The sequence below is a fragment of the Streptomyces sp. PL-29 genome (assembly GCF_058344425.1).
The window spans coordinates 1,792,895-1,818,958 of sequence record NZ_CP136996.1; the positions used below are offsets into that span (position 1 = coordinate 1,792,895).

The window sequence follows — 26,064 nt, forward strand, 5'->3', positions numbered from 1 at the left end:
CGTGCCAGCCGTCGCAGGCGCCGGTGCGCCGGCGCTTCCCGCTACGTTCATCCCCATGGAGACGGAGAACTTCATGCGCCCGGTGGCGGTCGTCGGCGGCGTGCTGCTCGCCACCCTGATCGCGGGCCGGCTGCTCGACCTGCTGCTGCGCCGGGCAGACGCCCGGCATCCGGAGACCCCGCTGTGGGACCTGCTGCGCCGCTGCCGGCTCCCCTTCCAGGTGGTGCTGTGCACCTCCCTGCTCAGGGGCTCCTACCGCCGGGCGGGCCTGCTGCCCGACCATCCCGTCGGCGTCGGCCGCTTCCTCGCGCTGGTGCTCATCGCCGCGGTGGCCTGGCTGGCGGTGCGCATCGCGACGGCCGCCGTCGACTCCGCGTACGCGCGCTACGCCGCGGCGACCGAGGACGAGGCCCGGGTCCGCCGGGTGCGCACCCAGGTCACACTGATCCACCGGGCGGTCACGGCGGTCGTCGTCGTGGTCGCCGTCGCGGCGATGCTGCTGACCTTCCCCCCGATGCGTGCGGCCGGCGCCTCGCTCCTGGCCTCCGCGGGCGTCCTCGGCATCGTGGCCGGCATCGCCGCCCAGTCCTCACTGAGCAACCTCTTCGCCGGGCTCCAGATCGCCTTCGGCGACACGGTCCGCATCGGTGACACGGTCGTGGTCGACGAGGAGTGGGGCCGGGTCGAGGAGATCACCCTGACCTTCCTGACCGTCCGCACCTGGGACGAACGCCGCATCACGATGCCTGTGTCGTATTTCACGAGCAAACCGTACGAGAACTGGTCGCGCGGAGGCGCCCAGATGACCGGGACGGTCTTCTGGCACCTCGACCACCGCGCACCCCTGGACCTGATGCGGGAGCGGTTCCGGCAGATCCTCGCGAACCTGCCCGAGTGGGACGGCCGCGGCGGTGGCCTCGCCGTGACGGACACCACACCGCACACCGTCCAGGTCCGCGGCGTGGTGACCGCCAAGGACGCCGACGACCTCTGGACCCTGCGCTGCGCGGTCCGCGAACAGCTGATCACCTGGCTGGCGGCCCACCATCCCTACGCCCTCCCGCGCGTCGCGACCTCCCCGGCGCCCCCTGCCCCGGAGACCCCGGACCGGCCCTAGGGGGCGCGCAGGCTGCGCACGTCGAGGTGGCGCAGCACCCGGTCGACGACCTCCGGGTCGGAGCCGGGTTCGCTGCGGGCGGCCAGCACCTCGTGGCGGGCGGCCGACATCATCTCCCGCTGGATCCGCTGGATGTCGTGGAGCCGCTGCACCCGCTGCGCGTACGCCTCGCGCCGCTCCTCGTCCACCATGTCCGGGCTGATCCTGGCTCCCACGTCGTACGCGCGCCGGCTCAGCTGCTCGATCAGGTCCTCCGGCAGCTCCTCGACCTCCTCGATCTCCTTCAGCCGGCGCCTGGCGGCCTTGGCGGCGCGGATCGCCAGGTGCCGCTCGGCGTCCCGCCGCGCGTCGGTGTCCTCCTCCACGCCCAGGCGCCGCACCAGCCACGGCAGGGTGAGCCCCTGGCACACCAGCGTCACCATGATCACCGCGAAGGCGATGAAGACGATCTCGTCGCGCGCGGGGAAGGGCTCGCCCGCGTCCGTCTCCAGGGGGATGGCCAGGGCCAGGGCGACCGAGGCCACCCCGCGCATGCCCGCCCACCACATCACGACGCTCTCCCGCCAGCTCAGCGGGATCTCCTCGTCATAGTCGCGCCGCCGGTGCAGTTTCTGCGCGAGCCAGCCCGCCGGCAGCAGCCATACCAGCCGTACCCCGACGACCACCGCGACGACGACAGCAGCCCATCCCGCCATCTCCCACTCGCGGTCGTGGGCCGTCCCGAAGACGTTGTGCAGCTCCAACCCGATGAGCCCGAAGGCCACGCCGGTGACCAGCGTGTCCACCACCTCCCAGAAGGTGTGCCCGGCCAGACGCCCCAGCACGTCGTCGGCGTCGGAGGCGTACTCGGCGAGGAACAGGGCCGTGGTCAGCACGGCCAGCACCCCGGACCCGTGGAGCTCCTCGGCGACCGTGTACGACACGAAGGGCACGAGCAGCGTCAGGCCGATCTGGAGGGTGGCGTCGCCGAGCCGGCCCATCAGGCGGTGGGCGGTCCAGCCCAGTCCGAGGCCGACCGCCACGGCGACGACGGCGGACAGCACGAACTCCCCGAGCGCGTCGGGCCAGGAGAAGCCGCCGCTGACGGCCGCCGCGACCGCCACGTGGTAGAGCACGATCGCCGTGACGTCGTTGAAGAGCCCCTCGCCCTCCAGGATCGAGACCATGCGGCGGGGCAGCCCGAGCGATCCGGCGACGGCGGTGGCGGCCACCGGGTCGGGCGGCGCGACGAGCGCACCGAGCGCGACGGCGGCGGCGAGCGGCAGCGCGGGCACCACGGAATGGGCGACGGCGGCCACGGCGGCCGTCGTGACGAAGACCAGGGCCACGGCCAGCAGCAGGATGGGCCGCACGTTGGCGGCGAACTGGCGCCACGAGGTCCGTTGCACGGAGGCGTACAGCAGGGGCGGCAGCACCAGCGGCAGGATGAACTCGGGCGGTACCTCGACCTCCGGCACGCCCGGCACGAGCGCGAGGACCACCCCGCCGAGCGTCATCAGGACCGGGGCGGGCAGTCCCAGCCGGTCCCCGAGCGGCACCATGACCACGGCCCCGAGCAGGAGCACGAACAGCAGAGCAAGCTGATCCACTCCCCCACCCTGCCAGTCCGCCGCGCCCGGCCCCGGCGGTCGCGGCCGCGGTCGCGTGTCGGGTGCCGGGTGCCGGGCCGCCCCTCGGGGGCCGTGCGCCGGGCCGCTACTCGCTCTCGGCGCGGATCACGTCGAGGGCGTGCTGGAGGTCCGCCGGGTAGGTGCTCTCGAACTCCACCCACTGCCCGTCCGCCGGGTGCTCGAAGCCCAGCCGGACCGCGTGCAGCCACTGGCGGGTGAGCCCGAGCCGCTTGGCGACGGTCGGGTCGGCGCCGTAGGTCAGGTCGCCGACGCACGGGTGGCGGTGCGCGGACATGTGCACGCGGATCTGGTGCGTACGCCCCGTCTCCAGCTTGATGTCCAGCAGCGAGGCGGCGCGGAAGGCCTCGATCAGGTCGTAGTGGGTGACGGAGGCCTTGCCGTCCTGGGTCACCGCCCACTTGTAGTCCGCGCTCGGGTGGCGGCCGATCGGCGCGTCGATCGTGCCGCTCATCGGGTCCGGGTGGCCCTGGACCAGTGCGTGGTAGCGCTTGTCCACGACCCGCTCGCGGAACTGGTTCTTCAGCGAGGTGTAGGCACGCTCCGACTTGGCGACGGCCATCAGTCCGGACGTGCCGACGTCGAGGCGGTGCACGATGCCCTGGCGCTCGGACGCGCCCGAAGTGGAGATGCGGTAGCCCGCGGCGGCGAGGCCACCGATGACGGTGGTGCCGGTCCAGCCGGGGCTCGGGTGGGCGGCGACGCCCACCGGCTTCATGACGACGACGACGTCGTCGTCATCGTGGATGATCTCCATGCCCGGGACCGGCTCGGCCACGACCTCGACCGGCCGCGGGGGCGCCGGCATCTCGACCTCCAGCCAGGCGCCGCCGTGCACGCGCTCGGACTTCCCGACGACGCTGCCGTCGACCGACACCTTCCCCTCGGCCGCGAGCTCGGCCGCCTTGGTCCGGGAGAAACCGAACATACGGGCGATGGCGGCGTCGACGCGCTCGCCTTCGAGGCCATCGGGAACGGGCAGGGTGCGGATCTCGGGAATCGTACTCACCCGTCGAGTATGCAGGACTCGGCGGACGGGCCGTCCCGCGATCAGCGCATCGGTCAGTCCTTGTGGACGGTGCCGTCCGGGTCCAGGCCCTTGAACGACAGCAGCACGATGAGGATGCCGCCGCACACGATCGCCGAGTCGGCGATGTTGAAGACGGCGAAGTGGGCCGGGGCGATGAAGTCGACGACCGCCCCGCGGAACACACCCGGCGAACGGAAGATCCGGTCGGTGAGGTTGCCCAGCGCGCCGCCCAGCAGCAGACCGAGGGCGATCGCCCACGGCAGACTGTAGAGCTTGCGGGCCAGCCGCACGATCACGACGATCACAGCCGCGGCGATGGCGGTGAAGATGATGGTGAAGGCCTCGCCGAAGCCGAAGGCGGCGCCCGGGTTGCGGACCGCCTCGAACTTCAACAGGTCACCGATGATCTCGATCGGCGGCTGGTGCTCCAGCTTCGCCACGACCAGCATCTTGGTGCCGAGGTCCAGCAGGTAGGCGAGCACCGCGACGACGAGCAGTGCCGCGATCCGCCGACGCCCCTTGGGCGCGGCCGACTCCGGCCGGGCGCCGTCCCCGACGTCCCCGACCTCCGGCGTACCGATGATGCGCTCCGCCTCTGCCACGTGAGTCCCTCGAACTAGCCGACCCAGGCTCCTCCTGGACCCTGACCAGACGAGGGTACGTCAGGGCCCCGGCAGACCGCCTGCCCCGCCTCCCGCCTTCCCGTCACCCGCCGGCGCGGCGCCCGGTGCCGCGCCGGCGACGCCCGGTCACACACCTAGTGGCGCCGTTCCTGCTTCTGCTTGCAGTCCACGCACAGCGTGGCCCGCGGGAAGGCCTGCATCCTGGCCTTGCCGATGGGCTTCCCGCAGTTCTCGCAGAGCCCGTAGGTGCCCGCCTCCAGCCGTTCCAGGGCCCGCTCGGTCTGCTCCAGCATCGAAGTGGCGTTGGCCGCGAGCGCGAGCTCCGACTCCCGCGTGATGTTCTTGGTGCCCGTGTCGGCCTGGTCGTCCCCGGCGCCGTCGCCCGAGTCGCGCATCAGGCCGGAAATGGCCACTTCGGAGGCGTCGAGCTCGGCGCGCAGCCGCAGCACCTCGGACGCCAGCTCCGCGCGGGCCCCCTCGACCTCCTCGGGCGTCCACGGGTCCTCCCCGGGCCGTACGGCGAGGTCACTTGGGGCGGCGGGCGCCGTGACCCGGGTCTTGGGGAGCCCGCTCGTGGCGGCCGCGGCCGTCTTCCGCGCCGCACCGGTGCTCTTCTTGGCAACCACGTTCGGGACTCCAGTCTTCTCGGCGGCGTGCGCCGCCCCCTCGGCCGCGGCCTTCCTGGCCGTGGCCGTCCGCTTCGGGACGGCGGCCGTCTTCTTCCCGGCCGCCGCCTTCTTCCCGGCCGCGGCCGTCTTCCCGGCGGACGTCGCCTTCCCGGCCGGAGCCTTCTCGGCCGCGGCCGTCTTCTTCGCCGATGTCTTCTTCGCCGGAGCCTTCTTCGCCGGAGCCTTCGTGGCGGCCGTCGTACGCGCCGCCGTCGCCTTCTCGGCGGGCGCCGGGTCCCCGGAGACCGCTGTCTTCTTCGCCACCATGGCCGCGGCCCCTTCACATACTGTGATATTGCTCGCGAATCGTGCCGGAACGATAAATCGGCTCCGCCCCCGCGGCAACGGGGCACGCATCCGTCGAGGTCAACCTGCATCCGTTGTGCCCATCCGGAGCCCCGGTAATCCGCCGCTGCGGGCCCGCCGTCGTGCCGCTGCGACACATTGGCCCGTTCGGGTCACTCCCGGCACCGCCCCGGCCCCTCCTCCGCACCCCCGCCACGCCGTGACCACGGGGCCCCGCGGGGCCCCCGAAAACCGGTCTGCCGAGCACGGCCCGCACCCGTACACTGGGCCCAGCGAAAGGCATGGACGGGGACGAGTAGCGTCGGACGCAGCCAGGAGCGACCCGGGGACGGTGAGAGCCCGGGGGCGAGCGCGACGTGAAGGATCACCCCTGAGCCGCCGGAAGAAAGCCACGGGTCCCCCGCAGGGCTAGTAGAACCGGCTTCGCACCCCAATGAGGGGGCCACCGGATCCGTCCGGCGGCCAAGGAGGGTGGTACCGCGGGAGCAGCAGTCGGCTCTCGTCCCTCCGGACGGAAGTGACAACCCGCCGGAGGAAGAGTTCAGCCTCATGACCACACCGCCGCAGTACCGCCCGGTACCCGCCCAGGTCGACCTGCCTGCCCTTGAGCACGCGGTCCTCGACTTCTGGCGCGAGAGCAAGACCTTCGCCAAGACCCTGGAGCAGTCCGAGGGCCGCCCCGAGTGGGTCTTCTACGAGGGCCCGCCCACCGCGAACGGCATGCCCGGCGCGCACCACATCGAGGCCCGCGTCTTCAAGGACGTCTTCCCCCGCTTCCGCACGATGCGCGGCTACCACGTGGCCCGCAAGGCCGGCTGGGACTGCCACGGCCTGCCCGTCGAGCTCGCCGTCGAGAAGGAGCTGGGCTTCAACGGCAAGCAGGACATCGAGGCCTACGGCATCGCCGAGTTCAACGCCAAGTGCCGCGAGTCCGTGACCCGCCACACCGACGCGTTCGCCGAGCTCACGACCCGCATGGGCTACTGGGTCGACCTCGACGACGCCTACCGGACCATGGACCCCGAGTACGTCGAGTCCGTGTGGTGGTCGCTGAAGGAGATCTTCAACAAGGGTCTGCTGACCCAGGACCACCGCGTCGCCCCCTGGTGCCCCCGCTGCGGCACCGGCCTGTCCGACCACGAGCTGGCCCAGGGCTACGAGACGGTCGTCGACCCCTCCGTCTACGTCCGCTTCCCGCTGACCTCCGGCCCGCTCGCGGGCGAGGCGGCGCTGCTGGTCTGGACGACCACGCCGTGGACCCTGGTGTCGAACACCGCGGTGGCCACGCACCCCGAGGTCACGTACGTCGTCGCCCGCCGTACCGACGGTGAGGGCACCGAGAAGCTCGTCGTCGCCCAGCCGCTGCTGGAGAAGGCGCTCGGCGAGGGCTGGGAGGCCACCGGCGAGTCCTTCACCGGCAAGGAGATGGAGCGCTGGACCTACGAGCGCCCCTTCGAGCTGATCGAGTTCCCGGCCCCGGCCCACTACGTGGTGAACGCCGAGTACGTCACGACCGAGGACGGCACCGGTCTGGTCCACCAGTCCCCCGCCTTCGGCGCGGACGACCTCGCGGTCTGCCGCTCGTACGGCCTGCCCGTCGTGAACCCGGTCCGCCCCGACGGCACCTTCGAGGAGGACGTCCCCCTGGTGGGCGGCGTCTTCTTCAAGAAGGCCGACGAGAAGCTGACCGCCGACCTCGACGCGCGCGGCCGGCTCTTCAAGCACATCGCCTACGAGCACAGCTACCCGCACTGCTGGCGCTGCCACACGGCCCTGCTCTACTACGCGCAGCCGTCCTGGTACATCCGCACCACCGCCGTCAAGGACGCGATGCTGCGGGAGAACGAGAAGACCAACTGGTTCCCGGACTCCGTCAAGCAGGGCCGCTTCGGCGACTGGCTGAACAACAACATCGACTGGGCGCTCTCCCGCAACCGCTACTGGGGCACCCCGCTGCCGATCTGGCGCTGCGAGGAGAACCACCTGACCTGCGTCGGCTCGCGCGCCGAGCTGTCCGAGCTGTCCGGCCGGGACCACTCGGACCTGGACCCGCACCGCCCGTACATCGACGACGTCACCTTCACCTGCACCCACGAGGGGTGCTCCCTCGAAGCGGTCCGGGTGCCGGAGGTCATCGACGCCTGGTACGACTCGGGCTCGATGCCGTTCGCTCAGTGGGGCTACCCCTACAAGAACAAGGAGATCTTCGAGAAGCGCTATCCGGCGCAGTTCATCTCGGAGGCCATCGACCAGACGCGCGGCTGGTTCTACACCCTGATGGCGGTCGGCACCCTCGTCTTCGACAAGTCGTCCTACGAGAACGTGGTCTGCCTCGGCCACATCCTCGCCGAGGACGGCCGCAAGATGTCCAAGCACCTGGGCAACATCCTCCAGCCGATCCCGCTCATGGACCAGCACGGCGCGGACGCGGTCCGCTGGTTCATGGCGGCCGGCGGCTCCCCGTGGGCGGCCCGCCGGGTGGGGCACGGCACGATCCAGGAGGTCGTCCGCAAGACGCTCCTCACCTACTGGAACACGGTCGCCTTCCAGGCTCTGTACGCCCGTACGTCGAACTGGGCGCCCTCGGCGTCCGACCCGGCCCCGGCGGACCGCACGGTCCTCGACCGCTGGCTCCTCTCCGAGCTCCACGCCCTCGTCCGCGAGGTCACGGAGGCGATGGAGTCCTACGACACCCAGCGCGCGGGCAAGCTCCTCTCCGCCTTCGTGGACGACCTGTCCAACTGGTACGTCCGCCGCTCGCGCCGCCGCTTCTGGCAGGGCGACGCGGCGGCGCTGCGCACCCTGCACGACGTGGTCGAGACGGTCACCCGGCTGATGGCGCCGCTGACCCCGTTCATCACGGAGCGGGTCTGGCAGGACATGGTGGTCCCGGTCACTGCGGACGCCCCCGAGTCGGTGCACCTGTCGACGTGGCCGACCGCGGACCCGGCGTCGATCGACCCCGCCCTGTCGCAGCAGATGCAGCTCGTACGCCGCCTCGTCGAGCTCGGCCGCGCGACCCGCGCGGAGTCGGGCGTGAAGACCCGCCAGCCGCTCTCGCGGGCGCTGGTCGGCGCGGTGGGCTTCGATGCGCTCTCCCCCGAGCTCCAGGCCCAGATCACGGAGGAGCTGAACGTCTCCTCCCTGGCCTCGCTCTCGGAGGTCGGCGGGTCCCTGGTGGACACCACGGCGAAGGCGAACTTCCGCGCGCTGGGCAAGCGCTTCGGCAAGGGCGTCCAGGACGTGGCGAAGGCGGTGGCCGCGGCCGACGCGGCGGCGCTGTCGCTGGCGCTGCGGTCCGGCTCCGCCGAGGTCGAGGTGAACGGGGAGTCGGTCTCCCTCTCCCCGGAGGAGGTCATCATCACCGAGACCCCGCGCGAGGGCTGGTCGGTGGCGTCCGACTCGGGCGCGACGGTGGCCCTGGACCTGGAGATCACCCCGGAGCTGCGGCTGGCGGGCCTGGCCCGTGACGCGATCCGCCTGATCCAGGAGGCCCGGAAGAACTCCGGCCTCGACGTGGCGGACCGGATCGCGCTGCGCTGGTCCTCCTCGGACCCGGAGGTCGTGACGGCCCTGACGGACCACGCCGGCCTCATCGCGGAGGAGGTGCTCGCCACGGACTTCGCGTCCGGCGACGCCGACGCCGCCTACGGCGAGCCCTTCGCGGACGAGCCCCTGGGCCTGACCTTCCGCCTGCGCAAGGCGTAGCCCGCTCCGCGGCGGCCCGCACCCCCTCCCCCACCGGGGAGGGGGTGCGGGCCGCCGCCGTTTCCCGGACTCCGCCCGGACCCGGTCGCCGGGGCTCTCCCTACTGCCGCCGGAAGGCGGCCCGGGACCGGCCGGAGGGGCAGGCCCGCCGGGGTGCGAGGCGCGGGGTCCCGGGGCGGAGCGCCCGCGGCTGCGGCTGCGGCCGGGTACGGAAACGGGCCGGGCCCGGTGCCCCCGAAGGGGAACCGGGCCCGGCCCGTGACTGCCGACTGCGCGGCGGCGCCTAGTTGTCGTCCTCGTCGATCAGGAAGCCGCGCATCGGCGACGGCGCCTGCATCGGCTGCGGTGCGGCCGGCCGCACCGGAGCCATCGGCTGGGTCATCGCCGGGGACATCTGCTGCTGGCCGCCGTAGGACGGACCGGCACCCATCGGGGAGGGACCGCCCATGGACGGACCGCCCATGGAGTGGCCCATCGCGCCGGCCGGAGCCATCGAGGGCGACGGCGACGGGGGCAGCGCCGGACCGGCCGGGTTGCGCGGCGGGGCCAGGGAGTCGTCCGCCTGGGTCTCCAGCTGGCGCAGCTGCGACTCGAGGTAGGACTTCAGCCGCGTGCGGTACTCACGCTCGAAGCCCCGCAGGTCCTCGACCTTGCGCTCCAGCGTGGCGCGGGCGGACTCCAGGGAGCCCATCGCGACGCGGTGCTTCTCCTGGGCGTCCCGCTCCAGTGCGTCGGCCTTGGCGCGGGCGTCCCGCTCCAAGCCCTCGGCGCGCGACCGGGCCTCGCCGACGATCTTGTTGGCCTCGGAGCGGGCCTCCGCGATCGCCTGGTCGGCGGTCTGCTGCGCCAGCGACAGGACGCGGGCGGCGCTGTCGCCACCGGGGCCCTGCTGCGGGAGCTGCGGCTGCTGCATCTGCTGCATGGGCTGGCCCATGGGCTGCATCTGCTGCCCCATCGGCTGCATCTGCTGCCCCATCGGCTGCATCTGCTGGCCGAGCGGGTTCTGGCCGCCCATCGACTGCTGCTGGCCCATGGGCTGCTGGCCCATGCCCTGCGGTCCGCCCATGGGGTGCTGCTGCATGGGACCGCCCATGGGGCCGCCCATCGGGCCGGGGCCCTGCTGGCCCTGGCCGCCGGGGCCCGGCGGGAGCTGCGGGGCGCCACCCGGCAGCTGGGGCGGGCCCATCTGCGGGTTCTGCTGCTGCGGCGGGCCGGATATGGCCGCGGGCACGGGGGCGCCGGGGCCGCGCTGGTCCTGGGGCTCGGGCTTGCGCATGCCCTGCTGCTGCTGGCTCTGCGCGGCGGCACGCGTGGCGGCGGCCAGCTTGGCGCGCAGGTCCTCGTTCTCGCGCAGCAGGCGCGTCAGTTCGGACTCGACCTCGTCGAGGAAGGCATCGACCTCGTCCTCGTCATAGCCTTCTCGGAGGCGGACGGTCGTGAACTGCTTGTTCCGCACGTCCTCGGGAGTCAGCGGCATGTCTTCTTCACCTCTACGTAGTCGTCGGCAGTCGGCAAGACCGTATCGGGACCGTCCCCGCGCGTGCGGGGAAGCTCATCGTTCACACGCTTCTCGCAGCGGTGCTCACGAAGCTGATGAGGATGTAAACGATGATCATCAGAACGAAGAAGGACAGGTCGAGCGCCACGCCGCCGAGACGCAACGGCGGAATGAACCGCCGAAGGAGCTTGAGCGGTGGATCGGTGACAGTGTAGGTGGCCTCCAGAACGACCACCATCGCCTTGCCGGGTGTCCATGAACGTGCGAACTGGAACACGTAGTCCATGACCAGTCGGAAGATCAGCACGATCAGGAAGCACATCAGCACGACGTAGACCACCTGCAGCGCGATGCCCATCCCGTGCTTCCCTCTCCCCGTTTTCCGATCTGTTCCCGGTCCCGTATCTGACGGATCGGTCTAGCTTTGGTTGAAGAACCCGCCCTCCGCGATGCGGGCCTTGTCCTCCGCCGTGACATCGACGTTAGCAGGCGACAGCAGGAACACCTTCTGTGTCACGCGTTCAATGCTGCCGTGCAGACCGAACACGAGTCCGGCGGCGAAGTCCACGAGACGCTTCGCGTCCGTGTCGTCCATCTCCGTGAGATTCATGATCACCGGAGTGCCCTCACGGAAGTGTTCCCCGATGGTACGGGCCTCGTTGTAGGTCCGGGGGTGCAGTGTCGTGATGCGGTACGGCTCCCGCTCGGAGACGACCTTGGGCATGATCACGGGGGCGTTCTTCTCCAGGTTCGTGCGATCAGGTGTGATGGATGCCACGGGGGCAATTCGCGCAGGACGTCCGCTTTCCGCCGGAATTGGGATGGGTTCCCGCTGCGCCGGAGGCTGTACGGCTCGTACCGGTTCGTCCGATACGGGCGACTGGTGCACGGGCTGCTGTCGGCGATCCCGCTCCCGAGCCCGCTCCATCTCCGGCTCGGGCTCGAACTCGTCGTCGGGGTCGTACCCCGGGTTGTCGTACCGGTCGTCCTCCACGAGGCCGAGGTAGACCGCCATCTTGCGCATCGCGCCGGCCATTCTCCGAGTCCTCCGCTCTGTGGTGGATCGCCCTGTCGCAGGTGCCGCCGTGTCACGAATGTCACCAACTGCCCGCGATCCACGTGGTCTGCCCGCTCATCGGCGGGAATGACCATATTTTCTGCTGTGGTCCGACTTTCTTCGCGACGTTACCCGAGCCGGGGTCTCGCGCCGAGTACCGCAGTGCCGACGCGTACATGTGTCGCACCGGCCGCAACGGCCTGTTCCAGGTCTGCGCTCATCCCGGCCGACACCATCGTGGCAGTCGGATGGTCCGCGCGCAGCTGGGATGACAATTCCACCAGCCGCTCGAAGGCGGCCTGTTCGCGTCCCGCGTAGTGGCCGGACAGCGGTGCGACGGTCATCAGTCCGTCGATCCTCAGCCCCGGCGCCCCGGCGACGAGGTCCGCCAACTCCGCGAGCTGCTCGGGCGAGGCACCGCCCCGACTCCCCCGCTCACCCGACTCGGCGTCGAGGGCGATCTGGACGAGACAGCCGATCTCGCGTCCGGCGCCCGTCGCGGCCGCCGAGAGGGCGGTCACGAGCCGGGCCCGGTCGACCGACTGCACCACGTGCGCGTACCGCGCCACGGAACGGACCTTGTTGGTCTGCAGTTGACCGACGAAGTGCCAGCTGAGCGGCAGATCCACGCAGGCCGCGGCCTTGGGGGCGGCGTCCTGGTCACGGTTCTCCGCAACGTGGCGGACGCCCAGCTCCGCCAGCAGGCGCACGTCGCTCGCGGGGTAGGTCTTGGTGACCACGATGAGGGTCACCTCCTCGCGCCGGCGGCCCGCCGCCGCACAGGCGGACGCGATGCGCTCCTCCACCCGCGCCAGGTTCTCGGCGAGCTCCGACTTACGATCCGTCATTCTTCTTTTCCCCCGGGGGTCCGGGGGTCTCCCCCCGGGAAAGCTCCGTCAACCAGACATAACCCGCAAGTCGCCCGGTCACCCGGTCACGGCGGTACGAGAAGTGGTCCCGCGACTCCAGTGTGCAGACCGGGGAACGGCCGCCGTTCACCACCCCCGCCTCCGCGAGCTGGGCGTGCACCCCCGCGACCACGTCCACCGCCGGCGTTCCCCAACTGGTCTCGGCCCGGGCGGCGGGCACCGCCTCGGCCACCGCCTCCCGCATCTGGGCCGGCACCTCGTAACAGCGCCCGCAGACCGCAGGTCCGGTGCGGGCGACGATCCGCCCGGGCTCGGCGCCGAGGGAGACCATCGCCTCCACCGCCGCCGGCACCACCCCGGCGACCAGTCCGGGCCGTCCGGCATGGGCGGCCGCGACGACTCCGGCGACGGGGTCCGCCAGCAGGACCGGCGTGCAGTCGGCGGTGAGCACGGCGAGGGCGAGCCCCCGACGGGCGGTCACCACCGCGTCCACGGCCGGAATACCGGCGTCTCCCCAGGGGCCGTCGACCACCGCCACGTCCCGGCCGTGGACCTGGTTCATCCAGACCACCCGGTCCGGGTCGAGGCCCAGCGACCGCGCCGCCAGGGCCCGGTTCGCGAGAACGGCGGCCGGGTCGTCGCCGACCGCGCCGCCGAGGTTGAGCTCTTCGTACGGAACGGCGCTCACTCCGCCCCACCGGTCGGTGAAGGCGAAGTGGGCGCCGCCCACGTGGTGCTGCTCGGGTGTCACTTCAAGAAGTCCGGGACATCCAGTTCCTCGGCCGGGCTGTCCTGGTACGGCCGGGCCGTGGGGACCTGCGGCGCGGGGGCCTGGACCTCGACCGGGGCGGGCTCGGCGGGGGCCGGGGGCTCCTCGCGCGGCGGGACCGTACCGAGTCCACCGAAGGCCGGGCGGACCGGCTCGGGGGCGCGGACCGGGGCCGGGGCGGGCTCTTCCCGCTTGGTGGACGCGGCGCCGATGACGTTGTCCCGGCGGGCCGGGGGCTGTCCGCCGTCGAACCCGGCCGCGATGACGGTGACCCGTACCTCGTCGCCGAGCGCGTCGTCGATGACAGCACCGAAGATGATGTTCGCCTCGGGGTGCGCGGCCTCGCTCACCAGCTGCGCGGCCTCGTTGATCTCGAAGAGACCGAGGTCGGAGCCGCCGGAGATGGAGAGCAGCACGCCGCGGGCGCCGTCGATGGACGCCTCCAGCAGCGGGGAGGAGATCGCCATCTCGGCCGCGGCCACCGCGCGGTCGTCGCCGCGGGCCGAGCCGATGCCCATCAGGGCCGAGCCCGCCTCGGACATCACGGACTTGACGTCGGCGAAGTCGAGGTTGATCAGACCCGGGGTGGTGATGAGGTCGGTGATGCCCTGGACGCCCGAGAGCAGGACCTGGTCCGCCGACTTGAAGGCGTCCAGGACGCTGACCTGGCGGTCCGAGATGGACAGCAGGCGGTCGTTGGGGATGACGATGAGGGTGTCGACCTCTTCGCGGAGTTCGGCGATGCCGTCCTCCGCCTGGTTCGCGCGACGCCGGCCCTCGAAGGTGAACGGCCGGGTGACCACACCGATCGTCAGGGCGCCCAGCGAGCGCGCGATGTTGGCGACGACGGGCGCGCCGCCGGTGCCGGTGCCGCCGCCCTCACCGGCGGTGACGAAGACCATGTCGGCCCCCTTGAGGACCTCCTCGATCTCCTCGCGGTGGTCCTCTGCCGCCTTGCGACCAACGGCCGGGTTCGCTCCGGCGCCGAGGCCCCGGGTGAGTTCACGGCCGACGTCGAGCTTGACGTCGGCGTCGCTCATCAACAGCGCTTGGGCGTCGGTGTTGATGGCGATGAACTCGACGCCCTTGAGACCGACCTCGATCATTCGGTTGATGGCATTGACACCACCGCCGCCGACACCGATGACCTTGATGACTGCGAGGTAGTTCTGCGGTGCTGCCACGTCGAAGGCCTCTCGCCTCGAGTTACGTGTCGCCGCCTCGCGGGCCTGCGTTGCGACGACTGATGCCGAAATAGGGACGGTCCGAACGCGCCGACCCGAACCCTCACCCTGAAGTTTAGGGTTAGGGGTGTGTCTGTTCCTTGGACTCTTCCGAACAGGACACTAAGTCGACAAGTAGCGCGTGTTCAACGAACACGCCGAACCTCCCGTTTTTCTTTTCACCCTATGTGATCACCCGTATCGCTGGCCAACCAGGGTGCGCCGCTGTTCGACCTGACGTCAACTCCCGGCCGCCGCAGGGGCGGTGGGGACGCTCACGTCGAAGTGGACGGCCTTCGGAGCGGCTTTCAGCAAAGCGGTCAGTGCGCGCCCCTTCGCGTCGCTCTGTTCGCCGCTGCCCCACCGCACGGACCGGCCCCCGGCCAGCTCCAGCACGATCGAATCGTAGGAACCCACCGTGACCTGCACGGTTTCCCTGGCGATCGGCGCCGGGAGGGATCCGGCGACCAGCACGGCCTCGTGCAGCAGCCGCTCTTCGTCGAAGCGGCGGGCGCTCGGGGAGCCCGCCGCGTTCAATTCGAGGACCGGAACACCCCCGGGTGCTTTCGGAACCGTGTCGAAGCGCACACCCGATGCGTCCACTTCCACGAAGTTGACGTCCTTTTTGATGAGCAGGACCGGTTTGCGTTCGGTCACCTTCAGTCCGATTCCGTGCGGCCAGGCCCGCACCGCATCGACCGATTCGATGCGGGGCAGACGCCCCCGGACACGGCTCTCGATCTCGTCCGTGTCGACGCTCACGAGGGGGGCGCCGACCGGGACGGCCGCGGCGGCGAGCACCTGCTCGGAGGTGAGGACCTCCGTGCCGGTGGCGGTGACCCTCTCGACACGGAGCCAGGAGGACCCGTAGAGGACCCAGGTGCCACCGGAGACGAGGAGGACCGCGGCGGCCAGGGACGCCAGCACAGGACCCCGGCGCAGGTGTCTGCCGGGGCCCCGTGGGGCGGCCTTCTTCGCGGCCTTCGCGAACTTCGGGGGCTTGGGGGGCTTCGGAGGCTTCGGGGACCTGGGAGAGCCGGCGCCCTTGCGGGGCGACCGGCCGGGCCCGTCGGAAGACGGTGTTCCGCGCTGTGCGGTCGTCGCTCCGGCCACTCCTGTGCCTCCTGCGTCCGTGTGCTCCCGCGTCAGCGGGCTCGGTGGGCTGCGATCGCCTCGTACACCATGCCGACCAGCAGCTCGTCGGCATCCCTGCGGCCGAACTCACCGGCGGCGCGGGACATCTCGTACAGGCGGTGCGGATCGGACAGCACCGGGAGGACCTCGCCGAGCACCCAGTCGGGCGTCAGCTCCGCGTCGTCCACGAGCAGGCCGCCGCCGGCCTTGACCACCGGCTGGGCGTTGAGCCGCTGTTCGCCGTTGCCGATCGGCAGCGGGACGTAGGCGGCGGGCAGCCCGACGGCGGACAGCTCGGCGACGGTCATCGCTCCCGCACGACACAGCATCATGTCGGCTGCGGCGTACGCGAGATCCATCCGGTCCAGGTACGGTACCGGCACATAGGGCGGCATCCCGGGCATGTTGTCGACACGCGGCAGTTCGTTCTTCGGCCCGACGGCGTGCAGGATCTGCACGCCGGAGCGCTGGAGGGTCGGAGCGACCTGCTGGATCGCCTCGTTGAGGCGCCGGGCGCCCTGCGAGCCGCCGGAAACCAGCAGGGTGGGCAGGTTGGGGTCCAGGCCGAAGGCGGCGCGCGCCTCGGGTCGTACGGCAGCCCGGTCGAGGGTGGAGATGGAGCGGCGGAGCGGGATGCCTACGTAGCGGGCGCCGCGCAGCTTGCTGTCGGGCGTGGAGACGGCGACGGCGTGCGCGTAGCGGGAGCCGATCTTGTTGGCCAGCCCGGGCCGGGCGTTGGCCTCGTGGACGATGATCGGCACGCCGAGCCGCTTGGCCGCGAGGTAGCCGGGCAGAGCCACGTAGCCGCCGAAGCCGACGACGCAGTCGGCCTTGGTGCGCAGGAGGATCTCCTCCGCGGCCTTGATGGTGCCGCGCAGCCGTCCGGGGACGGTGATCAGCTCGGGCGTGGGCTTGCGGGGCAGCGGCACGGCGGGGATCAGCCCGAGTTCGTAGCCGCGCTCCGGCACCAGGCGGGTCTCCAGTCCGCGCTCGGTCCCCAGGGCGGTGATGCCCACTGAAGGGTCCTGCCTGCGCAGGGCGTCCGCGAGGGCGAGCGCCGGCTCGATGTGGCCGGCGGTCCCCCCACCGGCGAGTACGACATGCACCGAATTTCACCGCTCTCCGGACGGCCGCTTCTTGACGCGCCGTCTCATCGACTTCCATCTCACCCCGGTCCGCCTCCAGCCGTTCTTCGGCTGGCGCATCGCGAGGGCCGCGCGCGCGGCCGGCTCCTCCCGCGCGAAGGCGATGAGCAGTCCGACCGCGAACATGGTCGGCAGCAGGGCGGACCCGCCGTAGGAGAACAACGGGAGGGGGACTCCGGCGATCGGCAGCAGGCCGAGCACCGCACCGATGTTGATCACGGCCTGGGCCGTGATCCAGGTGGTCACGCCTCCCGCGGCAAACCGTACGAAGGAGTCCTCCGTGCGTCCGGCCACGCGGATACCCGCATAGCCTAGAGCCGCGAACAGGGCCAGCACCGACAGCGTCCCCGCCAGTCCCAGTTCCTCCCCCGTGATGGCGAAGATGAAGTCGGTGTGGGCTTCGGGTAGTTGACCCCATTTTTCCACGCTTGCACCCAAGCCGGAACCGAACCAGCCGCCCGACGCGAGGGCGTAGATGCCGTGTACGGCCTGCCAGCAAAGGTCGTTCTTGCCCGGTTCTGTCGCGCCGAGGCACTCCAGCCGGTCCATCCGGTGCGGGCTGGTCTTGATGAGCAGTGCGACGATCGCACCCGCGAAGGCCAGCACTCCGACGAACATCCGCGTCGGGGCGCCCGCGAGCCAGAGCAGACCGAACAGGATGGCGCCGAGGATCATCGCGGTGCCCATGTCCCCGCCCAGCATGATGAGCCCGAGCAGCAGGAAGGCCACCGGGACCAGCGGCACCAGCAGGTGCTTCCACTGGCTCAACAGGCCCCGGTCGCCCTTGCGGGCCAGCAGGTCGGCACCCCACAGGATCAGCGCCAGCTTGCCGAACTCACTGGGCTGCAGCATGAACGGGCCGCCGAGGGAGATCCAGTTCTGGTTGCCGTTGATCGACACCCCTATCCCGGGCACCTGGACCAGGACCATCAGGAAGAGCGTCCCGGCGAGCACCGGATACGACAGCGCCCGGTGCAGCTTCACCGGCATCCTGGTGGCGACCAGCAGCAGCACCGCGCCGATGAGGGCGGCCAGGAACTGCTTCTTGAAGAAGTACGCGTCGCCCAGGCCCAGCTGCAGGGCCTTGATCATGGAAGCGGAGTACACCATCACCAGACCGAGCACGGTGATGAGCAGGGAGCTGCCGAAGATCAGGTAATAGGCCGTGAGGGGGCGGTCCCACGCCTTGCGCAACTGCTGCTGCGTGTGCCGGAGACCGGCCAGCGGCCCGCGCCCGGCGGGCCGCCCGGGGCGCCCCGGGCGCTTCACGCTCATGCCGGGGCGCTTGCGGCCCTGCGCCTTCACGGCGGACGGCCGCCGCCCCGGCAGCATCTGCTTGGCCGGCATCTGTGATCTTCCCCTCCACTCGTACGAGGCGAGCATCCGGCCGGAGGGAACCAGTCCCGGCGCCCCGGCCTAGGCCGTGTCCGCGGCGTTCTCGGCGGCCAGTTCGCGCACCGCGTCGGCGAATGCTTCACCGCGCTTGTTGTAGTTCGCGAACATGTCCATCGAGGCGCAGGCCGGTGCCAGCAGGACCGTGTCACCCGGCTCGGCGAGCGCGGCCGCCTCCCGGACCGCTGCGAGCATCGCCCCAGTGTCGGTCCGGTCGAGGTCGACGACCGGGACCTCGGGGGCGTGTCGCGCCAGTGCCTCGGCGATCAACGCCCGGTCGGCGCCGATCAGGACGGCACCGCGCATCCGCTCGGCCGACTTCTGCACGAGCTCGTCGAAGGTCGCCCCCTTGGCGAGGCCGCCGGCGATCCAGACGACCTTGTCGAAGGAGGCCAGGGAGGCCTCCGCCGCGTGGGTGTTGGTGGCCTTGGAGTCGTCGACGTAGACGACCGAGGCGACCTCGTCCACCCGGGCGACCCGGTGGGCGTCCGGACGGAAGTCGCGCAGCCCGTCGCGGACCGCGCGCGGCTCCACTCCGAAGGCCCGGGCCAGGGCCGCGGCCGCGAGCGCGTTGGCGATGTTGTGCGGGGCCGGCGGGTTGACGTCCTTGACCTCGGCGAGCTCCTGGGCGTTCTTCTGGCGGTTCTCCACGAAGGCCCGGTCGACGAGGATGCCGTCGACGACGCCGAGCATGGAGGGGCCGGGGGCGCCGAGGGTGAAGCCGATCGCCCGGCATCCCTCCTCGACGTCGGCCTCGACGACCAGGTCCTCGGTGGCCTTGTCGGCCACGTTGTAGACGCAAGCGACCGTGTTGCCCTCGTAGATGCGGCCCTTGTCGGCGGCGTACGCCTGCATCGAGCCGTGCCAGTCGAGGTGGTCGGGGGCCAGGTTGAGGACGGCCGCCGAGTGGACGCGCAGCGAGGGCGCCCAGTGCAGCTGGTAGCTGGAGAGCTCGACGGCGAGGACGTCGTAGCGCTGCTCGCCGAGCACCACGTCGATGATCGGGGTACCGATGTTGCCGACGGCGGCGGTGCGCAGTCCGGCGGCCTTCAAGATGGACGCCAGCATCTGCGTGGTGGTCGTCTTGCCGTTGGTCCCGGTGACGGCGAGCCATGCGGCGGGCTCGCCCGGGCCGGTGCCGACCCCTTCGCCGGCACCCTCGTCGGCGGCCCCGCGGGCGGCGCGGAGTTCCGCGCCGGCCTCGCGCAGTCGCCAGGCGACCTCGACGTCGCCGACGACGTCGACGCCCGCCTCGGCGGCGGCCAGGAAGAGCGGGCTGTGCGGCGGCCAACCGGGCGAGGTGACGACCAGTTCGGTGTCCTCGGGCAGGGTCTCGCCGGCGCGCGCGCCGTCGGGCAGGTGACCGAGGCGGACCTCGATGCCGAGTTCCGCGAGCTCGGCCGCCCTGGCCCGGTGCGCGTCGCCGTCGCCGTTGTCGACGACGGTGACGCGGGCACCCAGCCCGGCCAGTGCCCGGGCGGCGCTGATGCCGCTGACACCGAGGCCGGCCACGGTGATCCGGCCCGGCAGGCCGAACCGGCCCAGGGCGTCGGGGCCGAGCAGGCCGGCCAGGTCGGAGGCGCTCACTTGTCGGCTGCCCATCCCGCGTAGAAGAGACCGAGACCCACGATCACGCACATGCCCTGGATGATCCAGAAACGGACCACGACGAGGACCTCGGACCAGCCCTTGAGTTCGAAGTGGTGCTGCAGCGGAGCCATCCGGAAGACGCGCTTGCCGGTCAGCTTGAAGGAGCCGACCTGGATGACGACCGACATCGTGATGAGCACGAAGAGGCCGCCGAGGAGCGCCATCAGGAACTCCGTGCGGGAGCAGATGGCCAGACCCGCGAGCGCGCCGCCGAGGGCCAGCGAACCGGTGTCACCCATGAAGATCTTCGCGGGCGAGGTGTTCCACCACAGGAAGCCGAAGCAGGCGCCCATCAGTGCGGAGGCGACCACCGCGAGGTCGAGCGGGTCGCGCACCTCGAAGCAGGCGTTCGGGTTCGTGAGGTCGGCCGCCATCGCGCACGACTCCTGGAACTGCCATACGCCGATGAAGGTGTAGGCGCCGAAGACCATCACTGCGGCGCCGGTGGCCAGACCGTCCAGGCCGTCGGTGAGGTTCACGCCGTTGGACATGGCCAGGATCATGAACAGCGCCCAGACCACGAAGAGCACCGGGCCGATCGACCAGCCGAAGTCCGTGACGAACGACAGCTTGGTGGAGGCCGGGGTGAGTCCGCGCGAGTCCTTGAACTGGAGTGCGAGCACTGCGAAGGCGATGCCGACGATGAGTTGGCCGGCCATCTTGGCTTTGGCCCGCAGACCCAGCGAACGCCGCTTGACGATCTTGATGTAGTCGTCGAGGTACCCGACGAGGCCCATGCCGGCCATCAGGAACAGGACGAGCAGGCCCGAGAAGCTCGGCTCCTCACCGGTGATGACCTTCGTCAGCGCGTACGCGACGAGCGTGGCCAGGATGAAGGAGATGCCGCCCATGGTGGGCGTTCCCTTCTTCCCGGCGTGGCCGCGCGGACCGTCGTCGCGGATGAACTGGCCGTAACCCTTGCGGGCCAGCAGCTTGATCAGCAGCGGCGTGCCGATGACGGTCAGGAACATGCCGATGACACCGGCGAACAGGATCTGCCTCATCGGCCGGCGACCTCGCCCTCGACAGTGCCCTCAAGCAGGACCTGCGCCACCCGCTCCAGACCGGCCGACCTGGAAGCCTTCACCAGCACGACGTCACCCGGGCGCAGTTCACTGCGCAACAGGTCGACCGCCGCCTGCGCGTCGGACACGAGCACCGACTCCTCACCCCACGAACCCTCGTTATATGCGCCCAGTTGCAGCCAGGAGGCTTCCCTGCCCCCGACCGCGACGAGCTTGCTCACGTTGAGCCGGACGACAAGTCGTCCGACCGCGTCGTGCTCGGCGAGAGCGTCGTCTCCGAGCTCGGCCATCGGGCCGAGCACCGCCCACGTGCGCCCCCCCTTCGCCCTGCCGGCACCGCCCATCGCGGCGAGCGCGCGCAGTGCGGCCCGCATGGACTCCGGGTTCGCGTTGTAGGCGTCGTTGACGATCGTCACACCGTCCGCCCGCTCGGTGACCTCCATCCGCCACCGGGACAGCGTGCCCGCCCCGGAGAGCGCGGTGGCGATCTCCTTGACGGACATGCCCAGTACATGGGCGACGGCGGCCGCGGCGAGCGCGTTCGACACGTGGTGCTCACCGTACAGCCGCAAGGTCACGTCGCTGCACCCGGTCGGTGTGTGCAGTGTGAAGGAAGGCTGTCCGGTGTCCGTCATCCGGACGTCGGTGGCCCGGATTTCGGCGTCGTCGGCCTCTCCGAACAGCACGGTGCGCGCCTTCGTGCGCGCGGCCATGGCACGAACGAGCAGGTCATCGGCGTTGAGGACGGCGACGCCGCCCTCCGCCTCGGCCGGCAGGGCCTCGACGAGCTCGCCCTTGGCCTGAGCGATCTGCTCCCGGCCGCCGAACTCGCCGATGTGCGCCGTGCCGACGTTGAGCACCAGGCCGATCCGAGGAGGCGTCAGTCCGGTGAGGTACCGGATGTGGCCGATGCCGCGAGCGCCCATCTCCAGGACGAGGTGCTGGGTGTCCTCGGTGACGCGCAGCGTCGTGATCGGCAGGCCGATCTCGTTGTTGAGGTTCCCGGGGGTCCACACGGTGGGCGCGTGCTGCTGGAGCACCTGCGCGATGAGGTCCTTGGTGGAGGTCTTTCCCGCGGACCCGGTGAGGGCCACGACATCGGTGCCCAGGCGGGCCACGACGGCACGGGCGAGGGCCCCGAGGGCGGCCACCACGTCGGGGACGACGATCGCCGGGACACCCACCGGCCGGGTCGCGAGGACGCCCACGGCGCCGGCGGCGAGTGCGCCCTCGGCGTAGTCATGGCCGTCGACCCGCTCGCCGACGAAGGCCGCGAACAGGCTGCCCTGCCGGACCTCTCGGGAGTCGTAGACCACCGGACCGGTGACCCTGACGGACGGATCCGGTATGTCGTGGGGCCGCCCGCCGGTGATGTCGGCGATCTCGGCGAGGGAAAGGGCGATCACTGGTTCACCTCGGCCTGTCGGACCTGGGTCGTTCGATCGAGCACGCGTTGGCGTTCGATCGCGGCGCGGAGCACCGTGCGGTCGTCGAAGGGCCGGACGACCCCCGCGGTGTCCTGGCCCTGCTCGTGGCCCTTGCCGGCCACCAGCACGGTGTCGCCGGGCTCGGCGCGCGCGACGGCGGCGGCGATGGCCGCCGCGCGGTCGGCGTCGACGAGGACGGTGCCGCGCTCTGCGGGCGGTACGGACACGGCTCCCCCGAACATCGCGGCGAGGATCGCGAGCGGGTCCTCGGAACGCGGATTGTCGGAGGTCAGGACGGCCACGTCGGCGAACCGGGCGGCCGCGGCGCCCATCGGGGCGCGCTTGGTGGTGTCGCGGTCGCCGCCGCAGCCCAGCACGATGTGCAGCCTGCCGGTGGTGACTTCGCGCAGGGCGCGCAGGACCGACTCCACGGCGTCCGTCTTGTGCGCGTAGTCGACGACGGCGAGGTACGGCTGTCCCGCGTCCACCCGCTCCAGCCGGCCCGGGACTCCGGGGACCGCGGCGACGCCGTCGGCGGCCGTCTGCGGGTCGAGGCCGGCCGCGGCCAGCGTGACGATCGCGGCGACGGTGTTGGCGACGTTGAACGGGCCCGGCAGCGGGGCCTTGGCGCGCACGCGCTGCCCCTCGGGGCCGACCAGCGTGAGCGTGGAGTCCATGTGGCCGGTGACGACGTCCTCGGCGCGCCAGTCGGCGGCCGGGTCGCCCGCGACCGAGAAGGTGACGACCGGGACGGTGGCCTCCTTGGCGAGGCGGCGGCCGTACTCGTCGTCGAGGTTGACCACGCCCAGGCGGGACCGGCGGGGGGTGAAGAGCCCCGCCTTCGCCTGGAAGTAGTCCTCCATGTCGGTGTGGAACTCCATGTGCTCGGGGCTCAGGTTGTTGAAGACGGCGACGTCGAAGACGCAGCCGTCGACGCGGCCGAGTACCAGGGCGTGGCTGGAGACCTCCATGGCCACTGCCTCGACGCCGCGTTCGCGCATGACCGCGAAGAGCGCCTGGAGGTCGGTGGCTTCGGGGGTGGTCCGCTCGGACTTGATGCGCTCGTCTCCGATGCGCATCTCGACCGTGCCGACCAGTCCGGTGCTGCGGCCCGCCGCGCGCAGGCCGCCCTCGACGAGGTACGCCGTGGTGGTCTTGCCGGAGGTACCGGTGATGCCGATCCGGAGGAGGTCCTCGCCGGGGTGACCGTAGATCGCGGCGGCGAGCTCGCCCATCCGGCCGCGCGGATCGGCGACGACCAGCACCGGCAGGCCGGTGGCCGCGGCGCGCTCGGCGCCGGCGGGGTCGGTCAGCACGGCGGCGGCACCGAGGCCGGCGGCCTGCGCAGCGAAGTCGGCACCGTGGGTCCGGGCTCCCTGCAGGGCCGCGTACAGGTCTCCGGGGCGGATCGCACGGGAGTCGTGCGTGATCCCGGTGATCTGCGCAGCGCCTGGCGACGGGATGCCCAGCAGCGCGGCCAACTCGCCCAGCGGGCTCGGAGCGGCGGACGCGGGCCTGGGCGCTCCCGGCGGCGCTGCCGGGGCGTCTTGCTGGGTGGTTCTGGGCTGATCAGCGTGGGGCACGGCGGTGAGCGTACCGGGCTCGGCGGCCGGGCCGCGAAGCGAGGGGCCGGGCTCTGCTCCGACGGCCGGTCGGTTCCCGGGTTTCGGGGTGATCGTTGTCACTGATGGTGCCTCACGCTTTTCTGGCGGGCAGGCCGCGGCCGTGGGTCACTGGCCGGTCTGCGGGGCGGGCTGCGGAGCGGGCTGCTGGGCGGGCTGCGGGCCGGGCTCATAGGTGACCGGGAGCCCTGCGGGGGCGGTGCCGGTGGGGGCGACCTGGAGGGTCTTGAGGGCGAACTCCATGACCTTCTTGTAGATGGGGCCGCAGATCTGGCCGCCGAAGTAGCTGCCCTTCGTGGGGTTCTGGATCGCGCAGTAGACGGTGATGCGCGGATTGTCCGCCGGAGCGAAACCGGCGAAGGAGGCGGTGTAGCCCTTGTAGCGGCCGGTGGCCGGATCCACCCGGTTGGACGTGCCGGTCTTGCCGCCGACCCGGTAGCCCGGGATCTTCGCCTTGGTTCCGGTGCCCTCCTGGTCGTCGACGACGGATTCGAGCATCTCTGCGAGGGTCTTCGCGGTCTCCTTGCTGATCACACGGTTCTGCTCGGGCGCCGGGGCCGGGGTGAAGCGGCCGTCGGGGCCCTTGGTGCCGCGGACCAGCGTCGGTGCGATGCGGACCCCGCCGTTGGCGATGGTCGAGTACACGGAGGCCGCCTGCATGGCGTTGAGGGAGAGTCCCTGGCCGAAAGGGATCGTGTACTGCTGCGAGGTGGACCAGTCCTGAGGATCGGCGAGGATGCCGCGGGACTCGCCCGGGTAGTTCAGGCCGGTGGGCCGGCCGATGCCGAAGTCGGTCAGGTAGGAGTGCAGGACCCGGTTGGCATCGGGCTGGGTGGGACCGAGCTGGCCCGTGGCCAGGATGGTGCCGATGTTGGAGGACTTGGCGAGGACCCCGTTGAGGGTCAGGTACCAGGTCGGGTGGTCGACGTCGTCCTTGAACAGCCGGTCGCCGCGGTGCAGGCGGTTGGGGACCTCGACGCGGGTGTCGGGGGTCGCCTTCTTCTCCTCCAGCACGGCGGCCATCGACATCACCTTGGCGGTGGAGCCGGGCTCGTAGACGTCCTGGAGGGCGGCGTTGCCCATGGCGGCGGAGCTGGCCCGGGTCAGGTCGTTGGGGTCGAAGCCCGGGGCGTTGGCCATGGCCAGCACCTCGCCGGTGCGGGTGTCCTGGACGATGACGTAGCCGCGGTCGGCCTCGGACTTCTGGACCTGCTCGGCGATGGCGCTCTGCGCCGCCCACTGGATGTCCCGGTCGATGGTCAGCTCGATGTCGTCGCCGGGCACGGCGGGCTTCTCGCTGGAGCCGGCGGTGGGCACCTTGCGGCCGCCGGACTGGGCGTAGGTGATCTCCCCGTCCCTGCCGGCCAGCTTCTTGTCGAGGGCGGACTCCAGCCCGCCGGCGCCCTTGCCCTCGGCGTTGACGTAGCCCAGTATCCCGGCGGCGAGGTCCCCGCCCGGATACACGCGCTTGCTGCTGTCCTCCTTGAACACCCCGGCCAGGACGTTGGCGCCGGGGGCGTTGTTCTTCTTGTCCGCGGACGCCTTCTCCGAGAAGACCCGCTTGAGGTCCTTGATCTGGTTCCAGACCTGCGGGGTCTGGCGCTGGGCGAGGACCACGTACCGGCTGTTCCTGGTGCTGAGCTTGTCCGCGAGCTCCTTGGCGTCCTTGCCGAGGATGGGCGCGAGGAGGGCCGCGGCCTGCTCGGGGGCGTCGGGGGCCTTGCTGTCCTGCGGGGTGAACATCTTCGGGTCGGCGGTGATGTCGTACGCGTCGACGCTGGTGGCGAGGGCGACGCCCCTGCGGTCGGTGATCTCGCCGCGCTCGGCGGCCAGTTTGACCTTGGTGTAGCGGTTCTTGGAGGCCGCGGCGGAGAACGCCGGGGCGTCGACGGCCTGCACCTGGAGCAGCCGTACGACGAAGGCGAGCATGACGAGGGTCAGGCCGACGCCGACCAGGCGCAGCCGGGGCCGGGGGCTGCCGAGCCGGATGGTGTGCGGCGTGCGGGGGCCGGCGGGGCGGCGGGTCGCCGGACGCGAGGCCGGGCGGGCGGTGGACCGGGCCCGGTCGCCGGGCCGCGACGGCCTGGCCGGGCCGGGCACCCGCCGCCGCGGCGGCTCCGGCGGGCTCACCCGGCCACCGTCCGCGCCTCGAACGCCGGCGCTGCCGGTTCAG

20 protein-coding genes are annotated in these 26,064 nt (G+C 71.6%); 2 read left to right on the plus strand and 18 right to left on the minus strand.

Annotation, left to right across the window (positions count from 1 at the left end; all coding sequences use genetic code 11):
* The first annotated feature begins 55 nt into the window (after positions 1-55).
* Entirely contained in the window at positions 56-1,117 is a 1,062-nt protein-coding gene (locus R4Z63_RS08205) for a mechanosensitive ion channel family protein (RefSeq protein ID WP_384451122.1), read from the plus strand.
* Here the strand turns inward: R4Z63_RS08205 and R4Z63_RS08210 are convergent.
* The 4 genes from R4Z63_RS08210 to R4Z63_RS08225 form a co-directional block, all read right to left on the minus strand.
* Positions 1,114-2,706, minus strand: a complete 1,593-nt coding sequence (locus tag R4Z63_RS08210) for a Na+/H+ antiporter (protein WP_384451119.1) — start codon at positions 2,704-2,706, stop codon at positions 1,114-1,116. The genes R4Z63_RS08205 and R4Z63_RS08210 overlap by 4 nt on opposite strands.
* A gap of 106 nt (positions 2,707-2,812) precedes the next feature.
* Entirely contained in the window at positions 2,813-3,754 is a 942-nt protein-coding gene (locus R4Z63_RS08215) for an RluA family pseudouridine synthase (RefSeq protein ID WP_037926860.1), read from the minus strand.
* 53 nt (positions 3,755-3,807) lie between these two features.
* Positions 3,808-4,377, minus strand: coding sequence for a signal peptidase II (gene lspA, locus R4Z63_RS08220; RefSeq protein ID WP_037926863.1), 570 nt, complete (start codon positions 4,375-4,377; stop codon positions 3,808-3,810).
* Between the two features lie 155 nt (positions 4,378-4,532).
* Positions 4,533-5,333: a TraR/DksA family transcriptional regulator gene (locus tag R4Z63_RS08225; RefSeq protein WP_384451116.1), complete on the minus strand. Its 801-nt coding sequence runs from the start codon at positions 5,331-5,333 to the stop codon at positions 4,533-4,535.
* 588 nt (positions 5,334-5,921) lie between these two features.
* On the opposite strand from R4Z63_RS08225, the gene ileS reads away from it, so the two are divergent.
* A complete protein-coding gene (gene ileS / locus R4Z63_RS08230) occupies positions 5,922-9,080 on the plus strand; it encodes an isoleucine--tRNA ligase (protein WP_384451113.1) in 3,159 nt (1,052 codons plus the stop codon).
* Positions 9,081-9,363: 283 nt separating this feature from the next.
* Here the strand turns inward: ileS and R4Z63_RS08235 are convergent, their stop codons facing one another.
* The 14 genes from R4Z63_RS08235 to R4Z63_RS08300 form a co-directional block, all read right to left on the minus strand.
* Complete coding sequence (locus R4Z63_RS08235) at positions 9,364-10,557, minus strand: DivIVA domain-containing protein (protein ID WP_037926869.1); 1,194 nt, start codon at positions 10,555-10,557, stop codon at positions 9,364-9,366.
* Positions 10,558-10,639: 82 nt separating this feature from the next.
* Positions 10,640-10,936, minus strand: a complete 297-nt coding sequence (locus R4Z63_RS08240) for a YggT family protein (RefSeq protein ID WP_030664053.1) — start codon at positions 10,934-10,936, stop codon at positions 10,640-10,642.
* Positions 10,937-10,996: 60 nt separating this feature from the next.
* Positions 10,997-11,614, minus strand: coding sequence for a cell division protein SepF (locus tag R4Z63_RS08245; protein WP_037926873.1), 618 nt, complete (start codon positions 11,612-11,614; stop codon positions 10,997-10,999).
* 149 nt (positions 11,615-11,763) lie between these two features.
* The gene (locus tag R4Z63_RS08250) at positions 11,764-12,483 is read right to left on the minus strand and encodes a YggS family pyridoxal phosphate-dependent enzyme (protein ID WP_384455855.1); all 720 of its coding nucleotides are present in this window, start codon (positions 12,481-12,483) and stop codon (positions 11,764-11,766) included.
* Positions 12,470-13,255: a peptidoglycan editing factor PgeF gene (pgeF, locus tag R4Z63_RS08255; protein WP_384455858.1), complete on the minus strand. Its 786-nt coding sequence runs from the start codon at positions 13,253-13,255 to the stop codon at positions 12,470-12,472. Before pgeF ends, R4Z63_RS08250 begins: the two co-directional genes overlap by 14 nt.
* Positions 13,252-14,457: a cell division protein FtsZ gene (gene ftsZ / locus R4Z63_RS08260; RefSeq protein WP_037926877.1), complete on the minus strand. Its 1,206-nt coding sequence runs from the start codon at positions 14,455-14,457 to the stop codon at positions 13,252-13,254. The genes pgeF and ftsZ overlap by 4 nt, the downstream gene beginning before the upstream one ends.
* A gap of 279 nt (positions 14,458-14,736) precedes the next feature.
* A complete protein-coding gene (locus R4Z63_RS08265; protein ID WP_063890639.1) occupies positions 14,737-15,609 on the minus strand; it encodes a cell division protein FtsQ/DivIB in 873 nt (290 codons plus the stop codon).
* Positions 15,610-15,641: 32 nt separating this feature from the next.
* Positions 15,642-16,736, minus strand: coding sequence for an undecaprenyldiphospho-muramoylpentapeptide beta-N-acetylglucosaminyltransferase (gene murG, locus R4Z63_RS08270; protein WP_037926882.1), 1,095 nt, complete (start codon positions 16,734-16,736; stop codon positions 15,642-15,644).
* A 6-nt stretch (positions 16,737-16,742) separates the two neighbouring features.
* On the minus strand, positions 16,743-18,122 hold the full coding sequence (gene ftsW, locus R4Z63_RS08275; RefSeq protein ID WP_037926884.1) for a putative lipid II flippase FtsW: 1,380 nt from the start codon (positions 18,120-18,122) through the stop codon (positions 16,743-16,745).
* Between the two features lie 69 nt (positions 18,123-18,191).
* The gene (gene murD / locus R4Z63_RS08280; RefSeq protein WP_384455863.1) at positions 18,192-19,769 is read right to left on the minus strand and encodes a UDP-N-acetylmuramoyl-L-alanine--D-glutamate ligase; all 1,578 of its coding nucleotides are present in this window, start codon (positions 19,767-19,769) and stop codon (positions 18,192-18,194) included.
* The gene (gene mraY, locus R4Z63_RS08285; protein WP_037926887.1) at positions 19,751-20,821 is read right to left on the minus strand and encodes a phospho-N-acetylmuramoyl-pentapeptide-transferase; all 1,071 of its coding nucleotides are present in this window, start codon (positions 20,819-20,821) and stop codon (positions 19,751-19,753) included. Before mraY ends, murD begins: the two co-directional genes overlap by 19 nt.
* Entirely contained in the window at positions 20,818-22,248 is a 1,431-nt protein-coding gene (locus tag R4Z63_RS08290) for a UDP-N-acetylmuramoyl-tripeptide--D-alanyl-D-alanine ligase (protein ID WP_384455866.1), read from the minus strand. Before R4Z63_RS08290 ends, mraY begins: the two co-directional genes overlap by 4 nt.
* Complete coding sequence (locus R4Z63_RS08295) at positions 22,245-23,954, minus strand: UDP-N-acetylmuramoyl-L-alanyl-D-glutamate--2,6-diaminopimelate ligase (protein ID WP_037926900.1); 1,710 nt, start codon at positions 23,952-23,954, stop codon at positions 22,245-22,247. The genes R4Z63_RS08290 and R4Z63_RS08295 overlap by 4 nt, the downstream gene beginning before the upstream one ends.
* 45 nt (positions 23,955-23,999) lie before the next feature.
* A complete protein-coding gene (locus R4Z63_RS08300; protein ID WP_106967670.1) occupies positions 24,000-26,021 on the minus strand; it encodes a peptidoglycan D,D-transpeptidase FtsI family protein in 2,022 nt (673 codons plus the stop codon).
* Positions 26,022-26,064: the final 43 nt, after the last annotated feature.